Annotated in this window: 15 protein-coding genes; 8 read left to right on the top strand and 7 right to left on the bottom strand. The window is 40.8% G+C overall.

Annotated features, from left to right (window positions below):
* Nucleotides 1-73: 73 nt before the first annotated feature.
* The 4 genes from CSV76_RS03710 to CSV76_RS03695 all read right to left on the bottom strand — a co-directional run bounded on the left by CSV76_RS03710 (nucleotide 74) and on the right by CSV76_RS03695 (nucleotide 2913).
* Nucleotides 74-496: a hypothetical protein gene (locus CSV76_RS03710; RefSeq protein ID WP_099624773.1), complete on the bottom strand. Its 423-nt coding sequence runs from the start codon at nucleotides 494-496 to the stop codon at nucleotides 74-76.
* 91 nt (nucleotides 497-587) lie between these two features.
* Nucleotides 588-1523, bottom strand: coding sequence for a TRM11 family SAM-dependent methyltransferase (locus CSV76_RS03705; protein ID WP_099624772.1), 936 nt, complete (start codon nucleotides 1521-1523; stop codon nucleotides 588-590).
* Nucleotides 1523-1975, bottom strand: a complete 453-nt coding sequence (locus CSV76_RS03700) for a hypothetical protein (protein WP_085426730.1) — start codon at nucleotides 1973-1975, stop codon at nucleotides 1523-1525. Before CSV76_RS03700 ends, CSV76_RS03705 begins: the two co-directional genes overlap by 1 nt.
* Before the next feature lie 5 nt (nucleotides 1976-1980).
* The gene (locus CSV76_RS03695) at nucleotides 1981-2913 is read right to left on the bottom strand and encodes a cation diffusion facilitator family transporter (protein WP_099624771.1); all 933 of its coding nucleotides are present in this window, start codon (nucleotides 2911-2913) and stop codon (nucleotides 1981-1983) included.
* Nucleotides 2914-3222: 309 nt separating this feature from the next.
* On the opposite strand from CSV76_RS03695, the gene argH reads away from it, so the two are divergent.
* Nucleotides 3223-4545, top strand: a complete 1323-nt coding sequence (argH, locus tag CSV76_RS03690; protein ID WP_085426728.1) for an argininosuccinate lyase — start codon at nucleotides 3223-3225, stop codon at nucleotides 4543-4545.
* Between the two features lie 41 nt (nucleotides 4546-4586).
* Here the strand turns inward: argH and brnQ are convergent, their stop codons facing one another.
* Together brnQ and CSV76_RS03680 are read right to left on the bottom strand one after the other, a co-directional pair.
* Complete coding sequence (brnQ, locus tag CSV76_RS03685; RefSeq protein ID WP_085426727.1) at nucleotides 4587-5906, bottom strand: branched-chain amino acid transport system II carrier protein; 1320 nt, start codon at nucleotides 5904-5906, stop codon at nucleotides 4587-4589.
* 110 nt (nucleotides 5907-6016) lie between these two features.
* The gene (locus tag CSV76_RS03680) at nucleotides 6017-6796 is read right to left on the bottom strand and encodes an enoyl-ACP reductase FabI (RefSeq protein ID WP_085426726.1); all 780 of its coding nucleotides are present in this window, start codon (nucleotides 6794-6796) and stop codon (nucleotides 6017-6019) included.
* Between the two features lie 198 nt (nucleotides 6797-6994).
* On the opposite strand from CSV76_RS03680, the gene argC reads away from it, so the two are divergent.
* The 5 genes from argC to CSV76_RS03650 all read left to right on the top strand — a co-directional run bounded on the left by argC (nucleotide 6995) and on the right by CSV76_RS03650 (nucleotide 13390).
* The gene (argC, locus tag CSV76_RS03675) at nucleotides 6995-8029 is read left to right on the top strand and encodes an N-acetyl-gamma-glutamyl-phosphate reductase (RefSeq protein ID WP_198166257.1); all 1035 of its coding nucleotides are present in this window, start codon (nucleotides 6995-6997) and stop codon (nucleotides 8027-8029) included.
* Nucleotides 8030-8069: 40 nt separating this feature from the next.
* Nucleotides 8070-9293: a bifunctional glutamate N-acetyltransferase/amino-acid acetyltransferase ArgJ gene (gene argJ, locus CSV76_RS03670; RefSeq protein WP_085426724.1), complete on the top strand. Its 1224-nt coding sequence runs from the start codon at nucleotides 8070-8072 to the stop codon at nucleotides 9291-9293.
* Nucleotides 9256-10035: an acetylglutamate kinase gene (argB, locus tag CSV76_RS03665; protein WP_085426723.1), complete on the top strand. Its 780-nt coding sequence runs from the start codon at nucleotides 9256-9258 to the stop codon at nucleotides 10033-10035. The genes argJ and argB overlap by 38 nt, the downstream gene beginning before the upstream one ends.
* Nucleotides 10032-11162: an acetylornithine transaminase gene (locus CSV76_RS03660; RefSeq protein WP_085426722.1), complete on the top strand. Its 1131-nt coding sequence runs from the start codon at nucleotides 10032-10034 to the stop codon at nucleotides 11160-11162. The genes argB and CSV76_RS03660 overlap by 4 nt, the downstream gene beginning before the upstream one ends.
* A 686-nt stretch (nucleotides 11163-11848) precedes the next feature.
* A complete protein-coding gene (locus tag CSV76_RS03650; protein WP_143560343.1) occupies nucleotides 11849-13390 on the top strand; it encodes an S-layer homology domain-containing protein in 1542 nt (513 codons plus the stop codon).
* Nucleotides 13391-13431: 41 nt separating this feature from the next.
* Here CSV76_RS03650 and CSV76_RS03645 read toward each other — a convergent pair whose 3' ends face one another.
* A complete protein-coding gene (locus CSV76_RS03645) occupies nucleotides 13432-13887 on the bottom strand; it encodes a hypothetical protein (protein WP_099624768.1) in 456 nt (151 codons plus the stop codon).
* Between the two features lie 185 nt (nucleotides 13888-14072).
* Between CSV76_RS03645 and CSV76_RS03640 the strand changes: the two genes are divergently transcribed.
* Nucleotides 14073-14441 carry a universal stress protein gene (locus CSV76_RS03640; RefSeq protein WP_099624767.1) on the top strand — a complete coding sequence of 123 codons (369 nt, stop codon included), beginning with the start codon at nucleotides 14073-14075 and terminating at the stop codon, nucleotides 14439-14441.
* An 89-nt stretch (nucleotides 14442-14530) separates the two neighbouring features.
* Entirely contained in the window at nucleotides 14531-16147 is a 1617-nt protein-coding gene (locus CSV76_RS03635) for a methyl-accepting chemotaxis protein (protein WP_199170375.1), read from the top strand.

Genomic DNA, 16147 nt, shown 5'->3' with positions numbered 1-16147 from the left:
ATAAGTAGGATATCCAAGTCAGTAGAAACTATTACATTTTCTTTACTGTTTTTGTATACGTAAACGAATCGTATTATGTCTCCTTATTTATTGAAATGTTATTACGAGGAGGCAATAAGAGTAATGTGTGAAAATAAATATTTGCTGCCATGAGACCAATACCGGCATATAAGACAATCAGCGACACGGAATTCAGTCCGGGCAGTAGAATCAGAGGGAATAATGCGCCAATTAGAAGACCAGCCACTGAATAGAAAACTAGCTTCTTTACATACTGCGACTTTTTATTTTTCATTAATTTATCAATCATGATAGATAGCGGAATTCCAATCAGTAAAAAGATAGGCCCTGCGTATAACATGACAAATACCATTGTTTCAGCGTACCCAAAATAATAGGTATTCGGTTCGCGCTGTGATTCAGGTACATAGGAAATGGCTGAATAAATAATTGCGAAAAAGATAGCGGCTATAATTGCTGTTATAAAACGTTTCATAATCGTACCTCCAATCTGTCTTTATCATATTTCAGAAAATAGTTATACACAATGAAAAAGACGAGTGAGAGAAAAACTCACTCGTCTTTCATTATTTACATAGGACAACTTCACGCGAAAACGTACCTTTATGTGCAAGGCAACGATCCGCTATCTCAAATCCAGCAATTTCGAGCATTTCATCCATATTTTCAATCGTAATAATTAAACAGCTTTTGGCAAAACGTCGAGCTTCTTTCAAAATTTCGAGTTGGCCTTCTGCTGTAATATGCGTAAATAAATTATACGGCATATCGATAATGGCCACATCGTATTCTTCGTCAACTTCAGCAATTGGACCTATTGTGACATTGCCTTCTAAATTGAAGTAGTCGATGTTTTTCCTTGAGCCATAGACGACAAGCGGATTAATATCGCGACCTTCAATAGGGATTCCCATAGATAATGCTTCAACAAGGACAGTGCCGATTCCACAGCAAGGATCGATGACGCGTTTCCCTTCAGGGTGCGGTACTGCAATATTGACGGCAGCTCTAGCGAGACGTGTACCAAGCGCAGTGGAATACATGTGGGGCTTCTGCTGGTGAACATGCCAGTCAGAAGAACTGTAAAGCACATTTCCTGCGTACCAACGACCGTCTAATTGCATAATCCCGATGAATACTTCAGGATGGTCAAGTTCAGGCTCGCCTTTGATCTGCAATCCAATTGTACGCTCAATTTCACGACGCGTGTCATGACCAATTTTAGCTGTCGTTGATAGCGTCATATCATTCAAGCAGACGGTCTTAAATAATTGATCGGTCTCCAGCTTAGAAGCTTTGTCTGCCAGCATTTCTAAACTGTCTGCATCCAGTAAGATTTCGAGTCGCGTTTGTATGAACGGGCTTCGTGACGGATCAACGCCAATATCACTTATAATCACGTTGTCTTCTACGTCATAACCGAAAAACGCTCGCATTTCCATTCGACATAATTCCTTTTCATCGCGGTGCCGAATATACGTATATATAAATTGCGAAGCCATTAGTTATTTGCTCTCATTTTATGCAAATCGCCAAGTACTTCAAACAGAAGTTGTAGTGCATCTTGAATAGGCATCGTCTCATCAAACCCTTTGAGAGAATCAAGCGGAATATTTAATTCCCAGAAGCCTTCATTGTCGGAAAAAGAAATACTAAAGCCATGTAGATTATGCTGAAGTTTTTCCTCAATAAATGTACGAATAGTTTCGCCTTCTTTTTTCTTACCTTGCAAACCAAATAATGCCATATACGTTTTGAAAATGTCATCTACTTCAAGTGCCAGCGAATCCACTTTGATCTCATCGAAGTCAGGGGACTCGACAAAAAGAAATTCAGCTATATTAGATTTCAAATAAGAGATGGGTTCTTGTAAAAAACGCTCATCTGCAAAGCGTACGGTTTCCTCTGTTTCCTTTACACATACTTCTATTGTTTTGATTGTTACTGTACTCATTTTATTCACTCCTCGTTAGTAAGTATACCGGATTGTTTTTCGGGATACCACGGATTTAAGTGAATTAATACTTCATCCACGTCTTCATTTTTCGCCATGATCAAATTACGTAATCTACTCGAGATAATATGGCCTTCTTGTATCGTCAAATCACCATTAATACCGATTCGAATATCAACCAATACATAATGTCCATGTTCTCTTGCGCGCAAGCGATCAATTCGTTTTACTTCCGGAATGGAATGAATCAATTCTTCAAACGCGATTAAACGCTCATCACAGACGCTTTTTTCCATCAATATATCAATACTCTCTTTACCGATCTCCATAGCGATTTTAAAGACCAGAATAGAGACAATAATACCCGCGATGGGATCTCCATACGTGAGTAGCGGCCATTCGTAAGCATCTCCGATTAAGGCAAGTCCAATACCTACTACTGCAGCAAGTGAAGCATAAACATCAGCTAAGTGGTCATATGCCGTCGCAATTAGCCCTTTACTGTTTTCTGCTTTACCTATACGTATTGTATAAATATAGAGTAAATACTTCCAAATTAATGACACGAACGCGGTGAGTAAGGCGATCCTACTTGCTGTTGCAGGATCTTCAAATAAGGCCATGATCGCTTCGAAAGCAATATAGATTGCAGCTAACCCTAAAATAATAGCGACTATGCTTGAACCAATGACTTCCGCTTTGCCGTGTCCATATGGATGATCTTCATCTGCAGGACGTTTTGAAATTTGCATGGAAGTCAGTGCGGCTGCAGAAGCTACCACATCACCTGCGTTGTGAAAGCCATCCGCAAGTAAAACCGGACTTCTAAAAACAAATCCGACGACCAGTTTTAATATAGTCAAAATCACATTACTCAATAAACTGATCCAGATAGCCATAATCGCAGAAGTGGAATGCTCACGTACTTGAATGGTCATAAATGTTTCCCTCCTCTAACAGTGTTTCCTCGAAGCAACAAAAAAACCTCGCTTAATTTGGGCGAGGTCATACATGATTTTAATTGTTGGATTGGGACAAAGTTTCTCATTGTCATCACTCATTCATTTGTAGTTCAATCATTATCCCATAGCTATACGGTTTATGCAAGAATGTACTACATTACTCAGAGTAGAAAAATGTCGTCTACTGTGTCAAAATAAAAGAATAGAAAAGATACAAGATCATGATGAACATAATTTCTATACAATGATACGTATAAAAATACGAATTGAGAGGTTTGATGAATAATGAAGCTTTGGGGCGGTCGTTTTAGTAGTAAAGCAGATGAAATCATGGAGAAATTTAATAGCTCTTTACCCGTTGATTATCGTTTATATAGAGAGGATATCGCAGGTAGTATCGCACACGTAACGATGCAAGTTCATTCAGATTTATTGTCACCTGAAGAAGGTGAATTGCTAGTGGATGGTTTGCAGTCGATTTTGGCGGATATCGAATCGGGTGAATTGCAAATCGAAGGCAATTATGAAGATATTCATTCGTTTATTGAAATGAATCTCACAGAGCGAGTAGGGGAGACGGGTAAGAAATTGCATACAGCCCGCAGCCGAAACGATCAAGTAGCAGTCGATATGAGACAGTATGCTAGAAATCAAACTTCTGTCGTGATGGATGCGCTGCAAGTCTTAATTGATTCACTTGAAGCAAAGGGAAGAGCAAACAACGTTATTATGCCGGGCTACACACATTTGCAACGCGCGCAGGTCGTCACTTTCGGACATCATCTAGGTGCTTATGCACAAATGTTCAAACGCGATAAAAAACGTGTGCAAAATGCGGCCGAGATTTTGAATGAAAATCCACTTGGCTGTGGTGCACTTGCCGGTACGACGCATGATATTGATCGCCAAGTGACGACCTCATTACTAGGGTTCGATAAGCCGGTAGATAACTTTCTAGACGGTGTCAGCGATCGTGACTATTTAATAGAATTGATGTCCGACTTCTCGTTAATCATGATGCACATGAGTAGATTGAGTGAAGAGCTTATTCTTTGGAGTAGCCAAGAGTTCCGCTTTATCACGATTTCAGATGCTTACTCAACAGGAAGTAGTATAATGCCTCAGAAGAAAAATCCAGATGCGGCAGAACTGATCCGTGGTAAAACAGGACGAGTATATGGTTCTTTATTCGCTTTACTGACGACGTTGAAGGGTTTGCCATTAACATATAATAAAGACATGCAGGAAGACAAAGAACAATTCTTTGATGCATTGGATACTGTTCTTGACTGCTTAGAAATTATGTCTAAAATGATCGACACTCTACAAGTCAATGCAGAGCATATGAAAGCTGCAATTAAAGGTGGATTCTTGAATGCGACAGAAGTAGCGGACTATTTAGTCGCAAAAGGTACGCCATTCCGCGACGCGCATGAAATCGTCGGTAAAATCATCATTTATTGTGAACAGGAAAATAAAGCGATCGAGGACCTGACAGTAGGCGAACTCAAAAACTTCAGCGACCACATGGAAGAAGACATCTATGAATACATCGATTATGAATCCATTATTACAAAAGGGAATAAGGGATTGATGAAAGAAATGTAATAAGCATATAAAAAGCCTGCGGAATGTCCGCAGGCTTTTTACTATTCAACGCGAGGCTTACCTTGAACGGAAGCGACAATAAAACCTATTGCACCAAACATAACTGCAGGCAACATCCATCCAACGCCTTGCTCATATAAAGGTAAGAATTCCAATATATATGTAACCGGTACCAGATCGATATTAAATGCTCGTAACACATCAAAGAATCCAATAAGACCTGCTGCTAGTAAACCATAATTATATACTTCATGATAGCCTTTGAATAACGGATGTAACAATCTAAAAGTAATTAAGACTATGGCTAGAGGATAAACTCCACCTAATACTGGAATCATTACTGCAAGCAATTGCGTGAGACCGACATTCGCAACTAACACAGAAAACGAACAAATAATAAAGACGAACGTTGTATAGGAAATCTTAGGCGCGACTTTAGAAAGATAGGTCGCACTAGCAGTCGTCAATCCAACCGAAGTCGTTAAGCAAGCTAGTGTTACTGCAAGTCCAAGTAAGTATAAACCGTTATTCCCCATCAAGGCATATGCAAGTTTTGCTAAAATATCTCCGCCGTTCGTGGCGCCTTCTGCTACAGAGCGGCTCGTCATCCCTAAATAGGCCAATCCAGCATAGACAAAACTCAGTCCGATAACTGCTATGGATCCAGCTTTCATCGTAATAGAAGTTATCGCCTTTCTATCTGTAATCCCTTTCGCCTTCACGGCATTAATGACGATAATGGCAAAGACTAGCGCTGCCATTGCGTCCATTGTTCCATACCCTTCTATAAATCCTTTGTAAAAGTAATCTTCTGCATAAGATCCTTGCGGCGCGCCCGCTTTGCCTACTGGATTGATCATACCAATCACGACAATAAACATTACGATAGCTAGCAATATCGGAGTTAATATACTTCCGAAACGATCGACTATTTTATTCGGCTTAAGTGATAGCCAAATTGTTACTGCAAAAAATACAATGGAGAAGAGTGCCAATGCTAACCTAGAATACGAATCCGGTACAAATGAAGAAACGGCAATTTCGAACGAAACAGTCGCTGTACGCGGAACACCGAAGAACGGTCCGAGTGCTAAATATACAACCAATGGAAAAATCATGGCGAATACAGGTGATGCTCTTCCAGCTAAATCACTTAATTGATTGCCACTCATAGTGACTGCAATTATGCCAAGATAGGGAAGGCCGACTCCTGTTATTAAAAAACCAGCCAGTGTGATCCAAGTTTGTGTTCCTGCTAGTTGACCTAGCAGCGGTGGGAAGATCATATTTCCTGCACCGAAAAATAGAGCAAACATCGTCAGCCCCAATTTGAACGTATCGAATTTTGTAAATCTATTCATTTGGTATTCCTCCTGAAGTACTTAGAAAAGCGTATGTATTTAGATAATTAATTCTACAATAATAAAAGTGGCCATAAAAAAGGATTCTCCTAAGAGAATCCTTCATAAGATTACCCCATAATGTGGTAGCCAGCATCGACATAGATGACTTCGCCTGTCACACCGCTCGACAAATTACTTAGCATTGCTACCGTCATATCTGAAACTTCTTCAGGTTTGACGTTACGTTTTAGTGGCGCGCGTTCCTCAATTTGACTAAGGATGGTATTAAAAGAAGGAACACCTTTTGCGGACAATGTGCGAACTGCTCCAGCAGAGATTGCATTGACACGAATATTTTGTTCACCTAGCTCAGATGCCAAGTAGCGTACAGAAGCTTCAAGAGCTGCTTTTGCAACACCCATTACGTTATAGCCTTCAAGAACTCGTTCCGCTCCTAAATAACTCATCGTAATGATCGCTCCGCCTTCAGTCATATAATGGCGGGCTTCACGTGCTGCCGCAACTAATGAATAAGCACTGGAATCTTGTGCGAATGCATATCCTTCACGAGTCGTTTCCACAAATGGATTATGCAAGTCTTGTTGATGTGCAAATGCGATAGAGTGGACTACGCCATGAATAACACCAACTTGTTCGCCAATCGATTTGAAAGCTTGCTCGATGCTTTCATCACTATTCACATCACACTGCACGATTTGTGTAGCTGTAAATTCACTTTTAGCTAAAGCTTTTTCTAATTTATCACGAGAGCGATCTTTACGGTATGTGAAAATGACATTCGCACCAACTGAGAATAATGCTTTTGCTACTCCCCAACCAATACTTCGTTCATTTGCTACTCCCATAATGACAATATTTTTACCAGACAACTTTAATAAATCTACCATAATAGCCTCCCGAAAGTTTATTATTCATTTCATCATATTATGCACTCCATAATAATAACATATAGTACAGGTGAAGTTGTAGCTTTTCTATATGGAAAAAAAGAGATGTGTAAATTGACTGTTAATAAATAAAAATACAGTTGACTTTATAATTATACATACGTATACTTATGTTTAATGAATAATGAGGTGATGGCGTTGAAGGTTGGAATCGTAGGAGCGTCTGGATATGGTGGCCTAGAATTGATTCGGTTACTGCAAAACCATCCGGAAATTGAACAAATTGATTTATTCACTTCCTCAGAAGTGGGGACTATCTTTTCTCAAAAATATCCGCATCTCGTGAAAATTCACGATCAGAAGATGAAAGCTATTGAACCGGAACATATTAGTAAACTTGACACTGTGTTTTTCAGTACACCAGCTGGCGTTACGACCACATTACTTCCTCCGCTAGTAGGGGCAGGCGCGAAATTAATTGATTTGTCAGGAGATTTTCGCTTGAAAGATCAAGCCACATTTGAGCAATGGTATCAAAAAGATGCACCTCCGCTTGATTATTTGCAGAAGAGTGTATATGGGCTTCCTGAATGGAATAAGAATGAAATTGCTGATGCAGAAGTGATTGCGAATCCGGGTTGTTACCCAACAGCGGTTCTTCTATCTTTACTGCCGTTGCTGAAAAATAAACTAATCGATGGAAGTCAATTAATTATCGATGCGAAAAGTGGAGTATCTGGTGCGGGCAATAAACCAAGTCAGGCAACACATTTCAGTGAAACAAATGAAAACTTCTCTATCTATAAGATTCATCAGCATCAACATATTCCGGAAATTGAACAGGCAATGAATATATTCGCTGATCAGCCGGAACCAATTATGTTTACTACGCATCTCGTACCTATGACAAGAGGGATCATGACTACAAGTTATGCAAAAGTGAATGGACAAGTAACTGAAGAACAACTCGTAAACTGTTTGCAAGAAACGTATAAAGATAGTCCGTTCGTTCGTGTTTTGACAGATGTACAAAGAATTAGCACGAAACAGGTATATGGCTCCAACTATTGCGATATACATGTCAAAGTAGATCCACGTACAAATCAGGCAACGATTATAGCAGTTATTGATAATGTCGTAAAAGGTGCTGCTGGACAAGCAATTCAAAACATGAATATCCAATATGGACTTGATGAAAAAACAGGAATCGATATCATTCCATTGTGGATTTGAACTATTAATTTGTACACAAGAATTGAGGGGGAGCACTACTATGGAAACTATCGAAAGCATGAAGCGCATCTCGCGTAAAAATATTATCTCACCAAAAGGATTTAAGGCAGTCGGGATTCACTGTGGGCTAAAACATAAGAAAAATGATTTGGCTCTATTGGTCAGCGAAGTGCCAGCGAGTGTTGCAGGTGTCTTTACAACGAATGTAATCCAGGCAGCTCCACTTCAAGTCACAAAGAAAGTCGTCTATGAAACACAAAAGATGCAGGCGATTGTTATTAATTCAGGTAATGCGAATGCATGTACAGGTAAGCAAGGCATGCTAGATGCTATGACTATGCAACAAAAAACTGCTGAGCATTTGGGGATTGAATCCAATCTCGTAGGAATTGCTTCAACAGGTGTAATCGGTGAACAAATGAATATGGTGCCTTTACTTTCAGGCATAGAAAAGCTTCAACCAATGGATACACTTGAAGGTTCCATTCAATTTTCGCAAGCGATTTTGACAACGGATACTGTAACAAAAAATACAGCATATGCGACAGTAATCGATGAGCGTGAAGTAGTAGTAGCAGGTGTAGCCAAAGGTTCAGGTATGATCGAACCAAATATGGCGACGATGCTAGGCTTCATCACAACCGATGCTACTATCGAATCTGAACATTTACAGACAGCATTAAAAGAAATAACTGATGTTACGTTTAACTCCATTACAGTAGACGGTGATACATCGACGAATGATATGGTACTTGTCATGGCGAATGGTCTTGCAGGCAATCGCACATTAACGCCAGATCATCCTGAGTGGCAGTCATTTGTTGATGCATTGCATGCTGTATCACGTGATTTGGCAAAAATGATCGCAAAAGACGGAGAAGGTGCTACAAAGCTGATTGAAGCGAAAGTAACAGGTGCAGTTTCCGATGAACAAGCCCGTCAAATTGCAAAATCCGTTGTAGGATCACCGCTTGTTAAGACGGCAGTATTTGGCTGTGACGCAAACTGGGGTAGAATTATTGCGGCAGTTGGATATAGTGGAGCCACAATAGATCCGGAAGACATCAAGATCTCTATTGGTGACACGGTAGTAGTAGAAGGTGGCGAACCAATTCCGTTTTCAGAAGAAAAGTTATTAATTTATCTAAAGCAGCATGAAGTTAAATTTGCAATAGAATTAAACCAGGGAACTGGTAAGGGAATGGCATGGGGGTGCGATTTAACATATGACTACGTCCAAATCAACGCAACATATCGTACGTAAACGACAAGTAATAAAACTAGGTGGCAGTATGTTAGATGAATTAAGCGATACCTTTTTCCAGTGTGTGAAAAAGTTACAACAAGACGGAATTCAAGTAATTATTGTTCATGGTGGGGGACCAAGTATCAATCAAGAGCTTGCAGATCGTGGAGTCACTTCGTCCGTGGTGAATGGATTTCGTGTGACATCCGCTGAAGCAATCGGTATTGTTCAATCGATTATGATTGGTCAAGTGAATCCTTCGCTCGTTCATCGTTTCAATCAAGAAGGAGTCAAGGCGGTTGGGCTAAGTGGATATGATGCAAACTTATTTACGTGTGATTTGCTTGATTTTGATACGTATGGCTACGTGGGGAAAATTAAATCTGTTGAAACAGAAATTTTGGATACATTATTGGATGCAGGTATTACTCCCGTCATCTCTTGTGTCGGTAAGACGGAATCAGGAGAACCATTGAACGTTAATGCAGATACAGTGGCGAGTCGAATCGCATTAGCTGTCGAAGCGGAAAGTTTATTACTGGTGACAGATACATCAGGTATCCGAATTCAAGATCAACCTCAAACAGAAGTGGAACCACAAGCTATCTATGGGTGGATTAAAACAGAAGATATTTACGGAGGAATGATTCCTAAAGTAATGGCAGCGATTGATTGCCTTGAGGCGGGAATTCCATCTGTAAAGATTGTGTGTCAAAAACTAAACGGCACGGTCATTACCAATGAGGGGGCAATCGCGTGACTTCTTTATTCAACAACTATGCAAGACGTGCGGTGCATCTAGTCAAAGGGCAAGGTACCGTAGTAACAGATGATAAGGGGAAGGAGTATTTGGACTTTACAAGCGGCATCGCAGTCGTTAGTCTAGGACACGCTCATCCTGCAATCGTCAAGGCATTGCAAGAACAGAGTGAGAAACTTTGGCATATTTCGAATCTATTCGAAAGTCCAGAGCAAGAAAAGCTCGCAGAATCGTTAACGAAAGACACGGATTTGTCGTATGCTTTATTTTGTAATAGCGGAGCCGAAGCGAATGAAGCGGCGATTAAACTTGCACGTAAACATACAGGCAAGCATCATATCTTAACTTTTAAACAATCATTCCACGGTCGGACATTCGGTGCAATGGCGGCAACGGGACAAGATAAAATCCAACAAGGCTTCGGCCCAATGCTTGAAAGCTTTGAAGCATTACCTTTTAATGATGTCGAAGCTCTGAAACAAGCAGCTAACGGTAGTGTAGCAGCCATCATGCTGGAAGTGATTCAAGCAGAAGGTGGCGTCAACTCTATTGAACCAGCATTCGCTGAAGCAGTTATGGCAGTATGTAAAGAATTTAATATTCTTCTACTCATTGACGAAGTTCAGACGGGGATTGGACGCACAGGAACTCGTTATGCTTACGAACAGACCGCTCTAAAGCCTGACATTGTTTCACTAGCTAAAGGTCTTGGTGGCGGTTTCCCAATCGGTGCGTTGTTAGCAGGAGAAAAGCTATTCGACACATTCGGCCCTGGCACACACGGTACTACATTCGGTGGTAATCCATTAGCCGTTGCGGTTGCACAGACAGTAATCGATCATGTATTTGATCCTGCATTCTTAAAGGACGTTCAAGAAAAGTCAGCTTATCTGAAGCAACAGCTTCAAGCAGAATTACCTGTAGGAAAGTATTCTATTCGAGGTAATGGCTTGTTAGTTGGAATTCATTCGGATCAGGAGATTGGTCCATTTATACAAGAGGCGGAGAAGCAAGGGTTGTTGCTTGTGCCTGCTGGAACAAACGTGATCCGTTTGTTGCCGCCGTTGACGGTTTCGAAAGAAGAGATCGACGAAGCAGTAGCAATTTTGAAGAATGTCTTGTCGTGATGAATATTTGAATTAAGGTAGTCAGCGAGCTGCTATTCAGTTAATTAGGGATGTCCCGGAAGTCACAGTACTTCAAGGGGGATCCTTTTTTTCATGGGTTTAAATGCAAGAGCAAGAGCAAAGGAGCAGTGAGTGAGTTTGTGAGTGTTTCGGGATGGAAGCTCCAGTTGGCGGACGCTTTCCCATGGGCTCTCGGTGAGCCAACCAGTTCGCTGCGCTCTCTTTTGGTTGTCTCTCCTTTCGAGCTGATCCATCGGGGAGTCGCCGCCAACTTCCGCTTCCATCCTAGGATGATAGTGTGAGTACTTAGATCACTCCCTGTAGTTTGTATATGACTTATTGTTTTATTTTATCTTATTTAAGTTCAAATACTAGGGCTCAAGTTATTGTTCAAGTTCAATACCAGTTACAATCCTAACTTTAATGCACAACACAAAGTATCAACTACTAACATTGCAAGGGATTGGAGCGAAGGAGGGGCGACTCCGGGAGGATCAGCGTGTGCCTTGAGACCCTGGACGTAGCGCAGCGAAGGAAGCGGCTCAAGCCACGCCCTCCGGAAAGCGTCCCCTCCGTAGCGCAAATCCCCAACCCCAAGACACTCTTTTGAATTATTTCTATACAAAGAATTATCGCTCAGGTATAGTTAAGGCAATACAATTTAAGAGAATGGAAGTGTCCTAGACTTGAAGAAAATTTGTGGAATAGTGCTAATGATGATGCTGGTCGTCTCTGCATTCCCAGTCGCCTCTTTTGCCGCCGTATTCCAAGACGTACGTCCACAACACTCTGTAGCTGCTGAAATACAATACTTAGTTGAAAAAGGAATCATCATAGAAAAACCTAGCACTACATATCGTGTGAACGAACCAATCACACGGCTCGAAGCTTCAGGAATGATCCAGCGTGCATTAAACATACCCGTAGGCAATAGACCAGATGCCAAATTATCCGACGTTCAAACGTCGCATCCGCACTATGCACTTATTGCTGCAATGGTGGATGAAGGAATCTTTATGGGGAACGAGAAAAAAGAATTTCAACCCTATGGAAATTTGAAGCGTGGCCAAATGGCGGCGGTGTTCGTTCGCGCATTCGATCTGGCAGGTACGTCTACGTATCGATTCCGAGATGTGCCCGCAACATACTGGGGTTTATCAGACATACAAAAGTTATCTGTAAATGCCATTACGACAGGGTATCTAGATAACACGTTCAAACCGAATCAAACATTAACTCGTGGACACTTTGCGGTATTTCTTGCGCGAATTCTGGAGCCTAGTTTCAGAGAGCAGTCCGCTTGTTATAAACCGAACAATACCCCTGTGCAAACAGTAAATGTACCCGTTACAACACTTTGGAAAGAACCAGGAAAGACTCGGAAAGTAGATGCTTTCTCTACAGCCAAAACACCTGATATTACGAAATGGGTTGCAGCGATGAATTTGCGCGAAAAGCAGTGGTTAGTAGGTAAACTGGAGACTCAAGCACTTTACGGTCAAACAGTAAAGGTCTTACAAACAAAAGGAGACTGGGTCCAAGTAGCAGTAATCGATCAAAGCTCACCTAAAAACGCAGAAGGTTACCCAGGTTGGATGTTGAAAAACCATTTGACAACGTTATATCCTAATTATGCGATATGCGATACAGCTATGGTGACGAAGAAATCAGCGGCACTGACAATGGATGAGAATGGAAAACAATTCTTCCGTTCAATTAGCTTTAATACCACATTGCCTATCGTTCATGTAATGGATCACAAGCTCGCTGTCCAAACGCCTGCGGACGGAATTAAATATATTGATAAAAATGCGGTGAAGATAGTTGCGGCGGATGGTATTATGCCACAACCGACGACACGGCAAATAATGGATACAGCCAAGCTTTTTGACGGATTAACGTATTTATGGGCAGGTACTTCAGGATTTGGCTTGGACTGTTCTGGATTCACGTATTCTGTCTATCGCCATCATGGTATCGATATACCACGCGATGCCTCTGTACAAGCACTAAATGGAAAGCTAGTGCAGAAGAAAGATCTTCAACCGGGTGACTTAATGTTCTTTGCTTACAATAAGGGGAAAGGAATCATCCATCACGTGGGAATGTACGCAGGAAACGGTCAAATGATTCATGCACCTAACCCAAAACGTACAGTAGAGATCATCCCGATGACAGTAGAGCCATATAAATCGGAGTATGTTTCAGCAAGAAGATATTTGAAATGAAAAAGCGCACAGACAATTTGACGTCTGTGCGCTTTACTATTTTACAGCTGACCTTCAAATAATAAATCATCGGCTTTTAAATCAATAATCTTCAAATGGTTTTCGTGTTTTATGAAAATGCTTTTATAAACCTTCTGTCCGCTTTCATTTTCAAATAAAGTAACACGCTTGTTTTGATTGTCCACTTCCACTTGAGCAGTTAACTCATCCATCGGAATATATTCTGTCAATATCTCAGCCTCTTCATGTCCCAATAAGTTAGAGTTAGCAGGCTCGTATGGAACATTTGGTTCTTCGGCTGGTATTTCTTTAGCAGGTGCTTCTTCTGTAGTAGTTTCAGTCTCAGCAGGTTCAGTTACTTCAGTTTCTGCCGGTTCTTCTTCAGGCTCGATCACATCCACCGAGATATCCTCATCTTCTACAGGTTTTGTTTCCCCATTGTTACCACATGCAGCTAAAAATATAGCGAGTGTAGGTAAAAGCCACCACTTCTTCAAATGCATTCACTCCTATTTAACTTTATTAAGTGTACACAGTGTAAAAGTAACCCCAGCTTAAATCAAATGAGATGATTGTAATGCCCATGATAAAGAGGAAATGCTCCTGTAAAAATAGAATGAGTAAAGTAGGATGTTTATGCGTTAGAATATAGCCTTTAATTATTAATTCAGGGGGAATCGTTATGAAGATTGTTGTGCCATTGGATGGATCAAATGCTGGATTTAAGGTCGTACACCACGCAATAGAATTGGCAAAATTATACGATGACGAAGTAGTTTTATTAAATATTCAACCAACACTACAAGAACTGGGCTTGGCAACCATTAAAAAAGGTGGGTATATGTTGCATGGACAAGACGTCATATATTCTGCAAAAGTACGTACAGGTATACCTGCTATGGAAATTATCGCGGAGTCAAATGATAAAGAAGTTCGTTATATTGCGATGGCAATAGGAAAAGGAAAAGCGGAAGCAATCGGCAGTGTCAGCAAACAAGTATTGCAGTTAGCCAAATGCCCTGTGCTTTTAATTTCTGAACATGCGGAGTGATGGGGTATCATTAAAATAGGGTGTGACCTTTATCACAACTTATGCTATATTCAGTATATAGTATAAAAGAACCTAAAGAGGTGTTGTTAGTGGAAAAAATATTAAGCACATCTTCTGCAAGAAAAGCATTGACTAAAGTGGAACAAGTGACGAAACGTATACAGCCGTTAATTGAAAATGAACAATCATTTACTTTAAATTATCAACGACTTCATCAACTATTGGACGAACAGTTACAAGATGACGAATACTTTGTGATTGTCGATGAAACCGGCCGCAGTTATATCCATACGAATCGATTATGGGAAGGTACAGTATTTTCTGATACGGTCGGCTTGCGTGCTGCTAATACAACTAAGCCGTTATTACAGGTATATGATCGGAAATCGGGTGAGCGACTTATTGATGCCTCGATGCCAATTATCCGAGTAGCGGGTAGACAATTTACACTTCGATTAGGACGCATCAATCATCAGAAGTATATTCTATATGGAGCGACAGCAGCTGTTCTGTTACCAGCTGTGGCTATGGCAGCACTTGCATATACGTTTGATTTAACTATTCAACAGGGTGCCGCATTTGTTATTACGTCTTTAATTCTTTCAGGCTTTTTCACTACTGCGCTTTATAAGATTGTCATGAAAGGTGTAAGATCTTGGAGAAAAGTCACGAGAAAAATTTCATCGGGGGATCTGACAGCTGAAGTAACGGAACGATCTAGATCAGAATTTAATCAAATTGGTTTTGAAATTAATAAGATTGTCATCGGTACAAAAAATATCGTTACAGAACTAGACCGTTCGTCTGAAATTGTGGACAGAATTAGTGAGGTGCAAGCATCTGAAGCGAATCGATTATCGGATGTTTTCACTTCCTATGGTGAAACAATGCAAAGTTTCCAAGGTGGGACAGAGCAACAATTATCTTCACTGCAATCTGCCAACGCAATGATCCAGACGATGATGGCAGGAATTCGAGAAATGGAAACACGTATACAGCAAACGCTATCCAAATCTGAAAACGCATCGACTGCTGCAACAGAAGGTAGCCAAGCTATTGAGGAAACGGAAGAAAAGATGCAACAAATCAATGACGCGGTTCATATGTCCTCGCAAAAGATCATGCAAGTGGCGGATGATATTAATCAAGTCATTCAAAAAGTGTCACTCATAACAAAAATCGCTGAACAAACGAATCTGTTAGCGCTAAATGCCTCTATCGAAGCAGCGCGTGCTGGAGAGGCGGGTAGCGGATTTTCAGTCGTCGCTAATGAAGTCCGTAAATTGGCAGAAGAAACGAATGCCTTCGCCAATGATGTAGTGCGAACACTCGAACAGACCAATAATGAGGTAAAAATTGCGGTGCAACATGTAGAATCGAATACAGACACTATAGAAGAAGGCGTACAAATCGTAAAAGTGGCAGGTCAATCCATCCACTTTATGAATGATGCCGTGATCGATACAAAATCCGCTGTTACGAGCAATAGCCGCCACGCGGAAGAATTAATTCGAGATGGTGAACAAATAGAAAAAATTATTGAGCAAATCACTACAATCTCTGAACTATTCACAGAAGATGTGGTACAAACTGTAGCGGGCATGGATGAACAAGTCGAGGGGATTCAGCAGTTAGCAAGTGATGCTAGCAAACTAACAGACGAGGCCGCTGCACTGAGCCGTATAGTTCATCGCTTCAAATTTTAA

The organism is Sporosarcina sp. P17b, from assembly GCF_002743115.1.
GTDB classification, from domain to species: domain Bacteria; phylum Bacillota; class Bacilli; order Bacillales_A; family Planococcaceae; genus Sporosarcina; species Sporosarcina ureae_C.
Note: the sequence above shows the minus strand (reverse complement) of the source record. Positions and strands in the feature narration are given on the sequence as shown.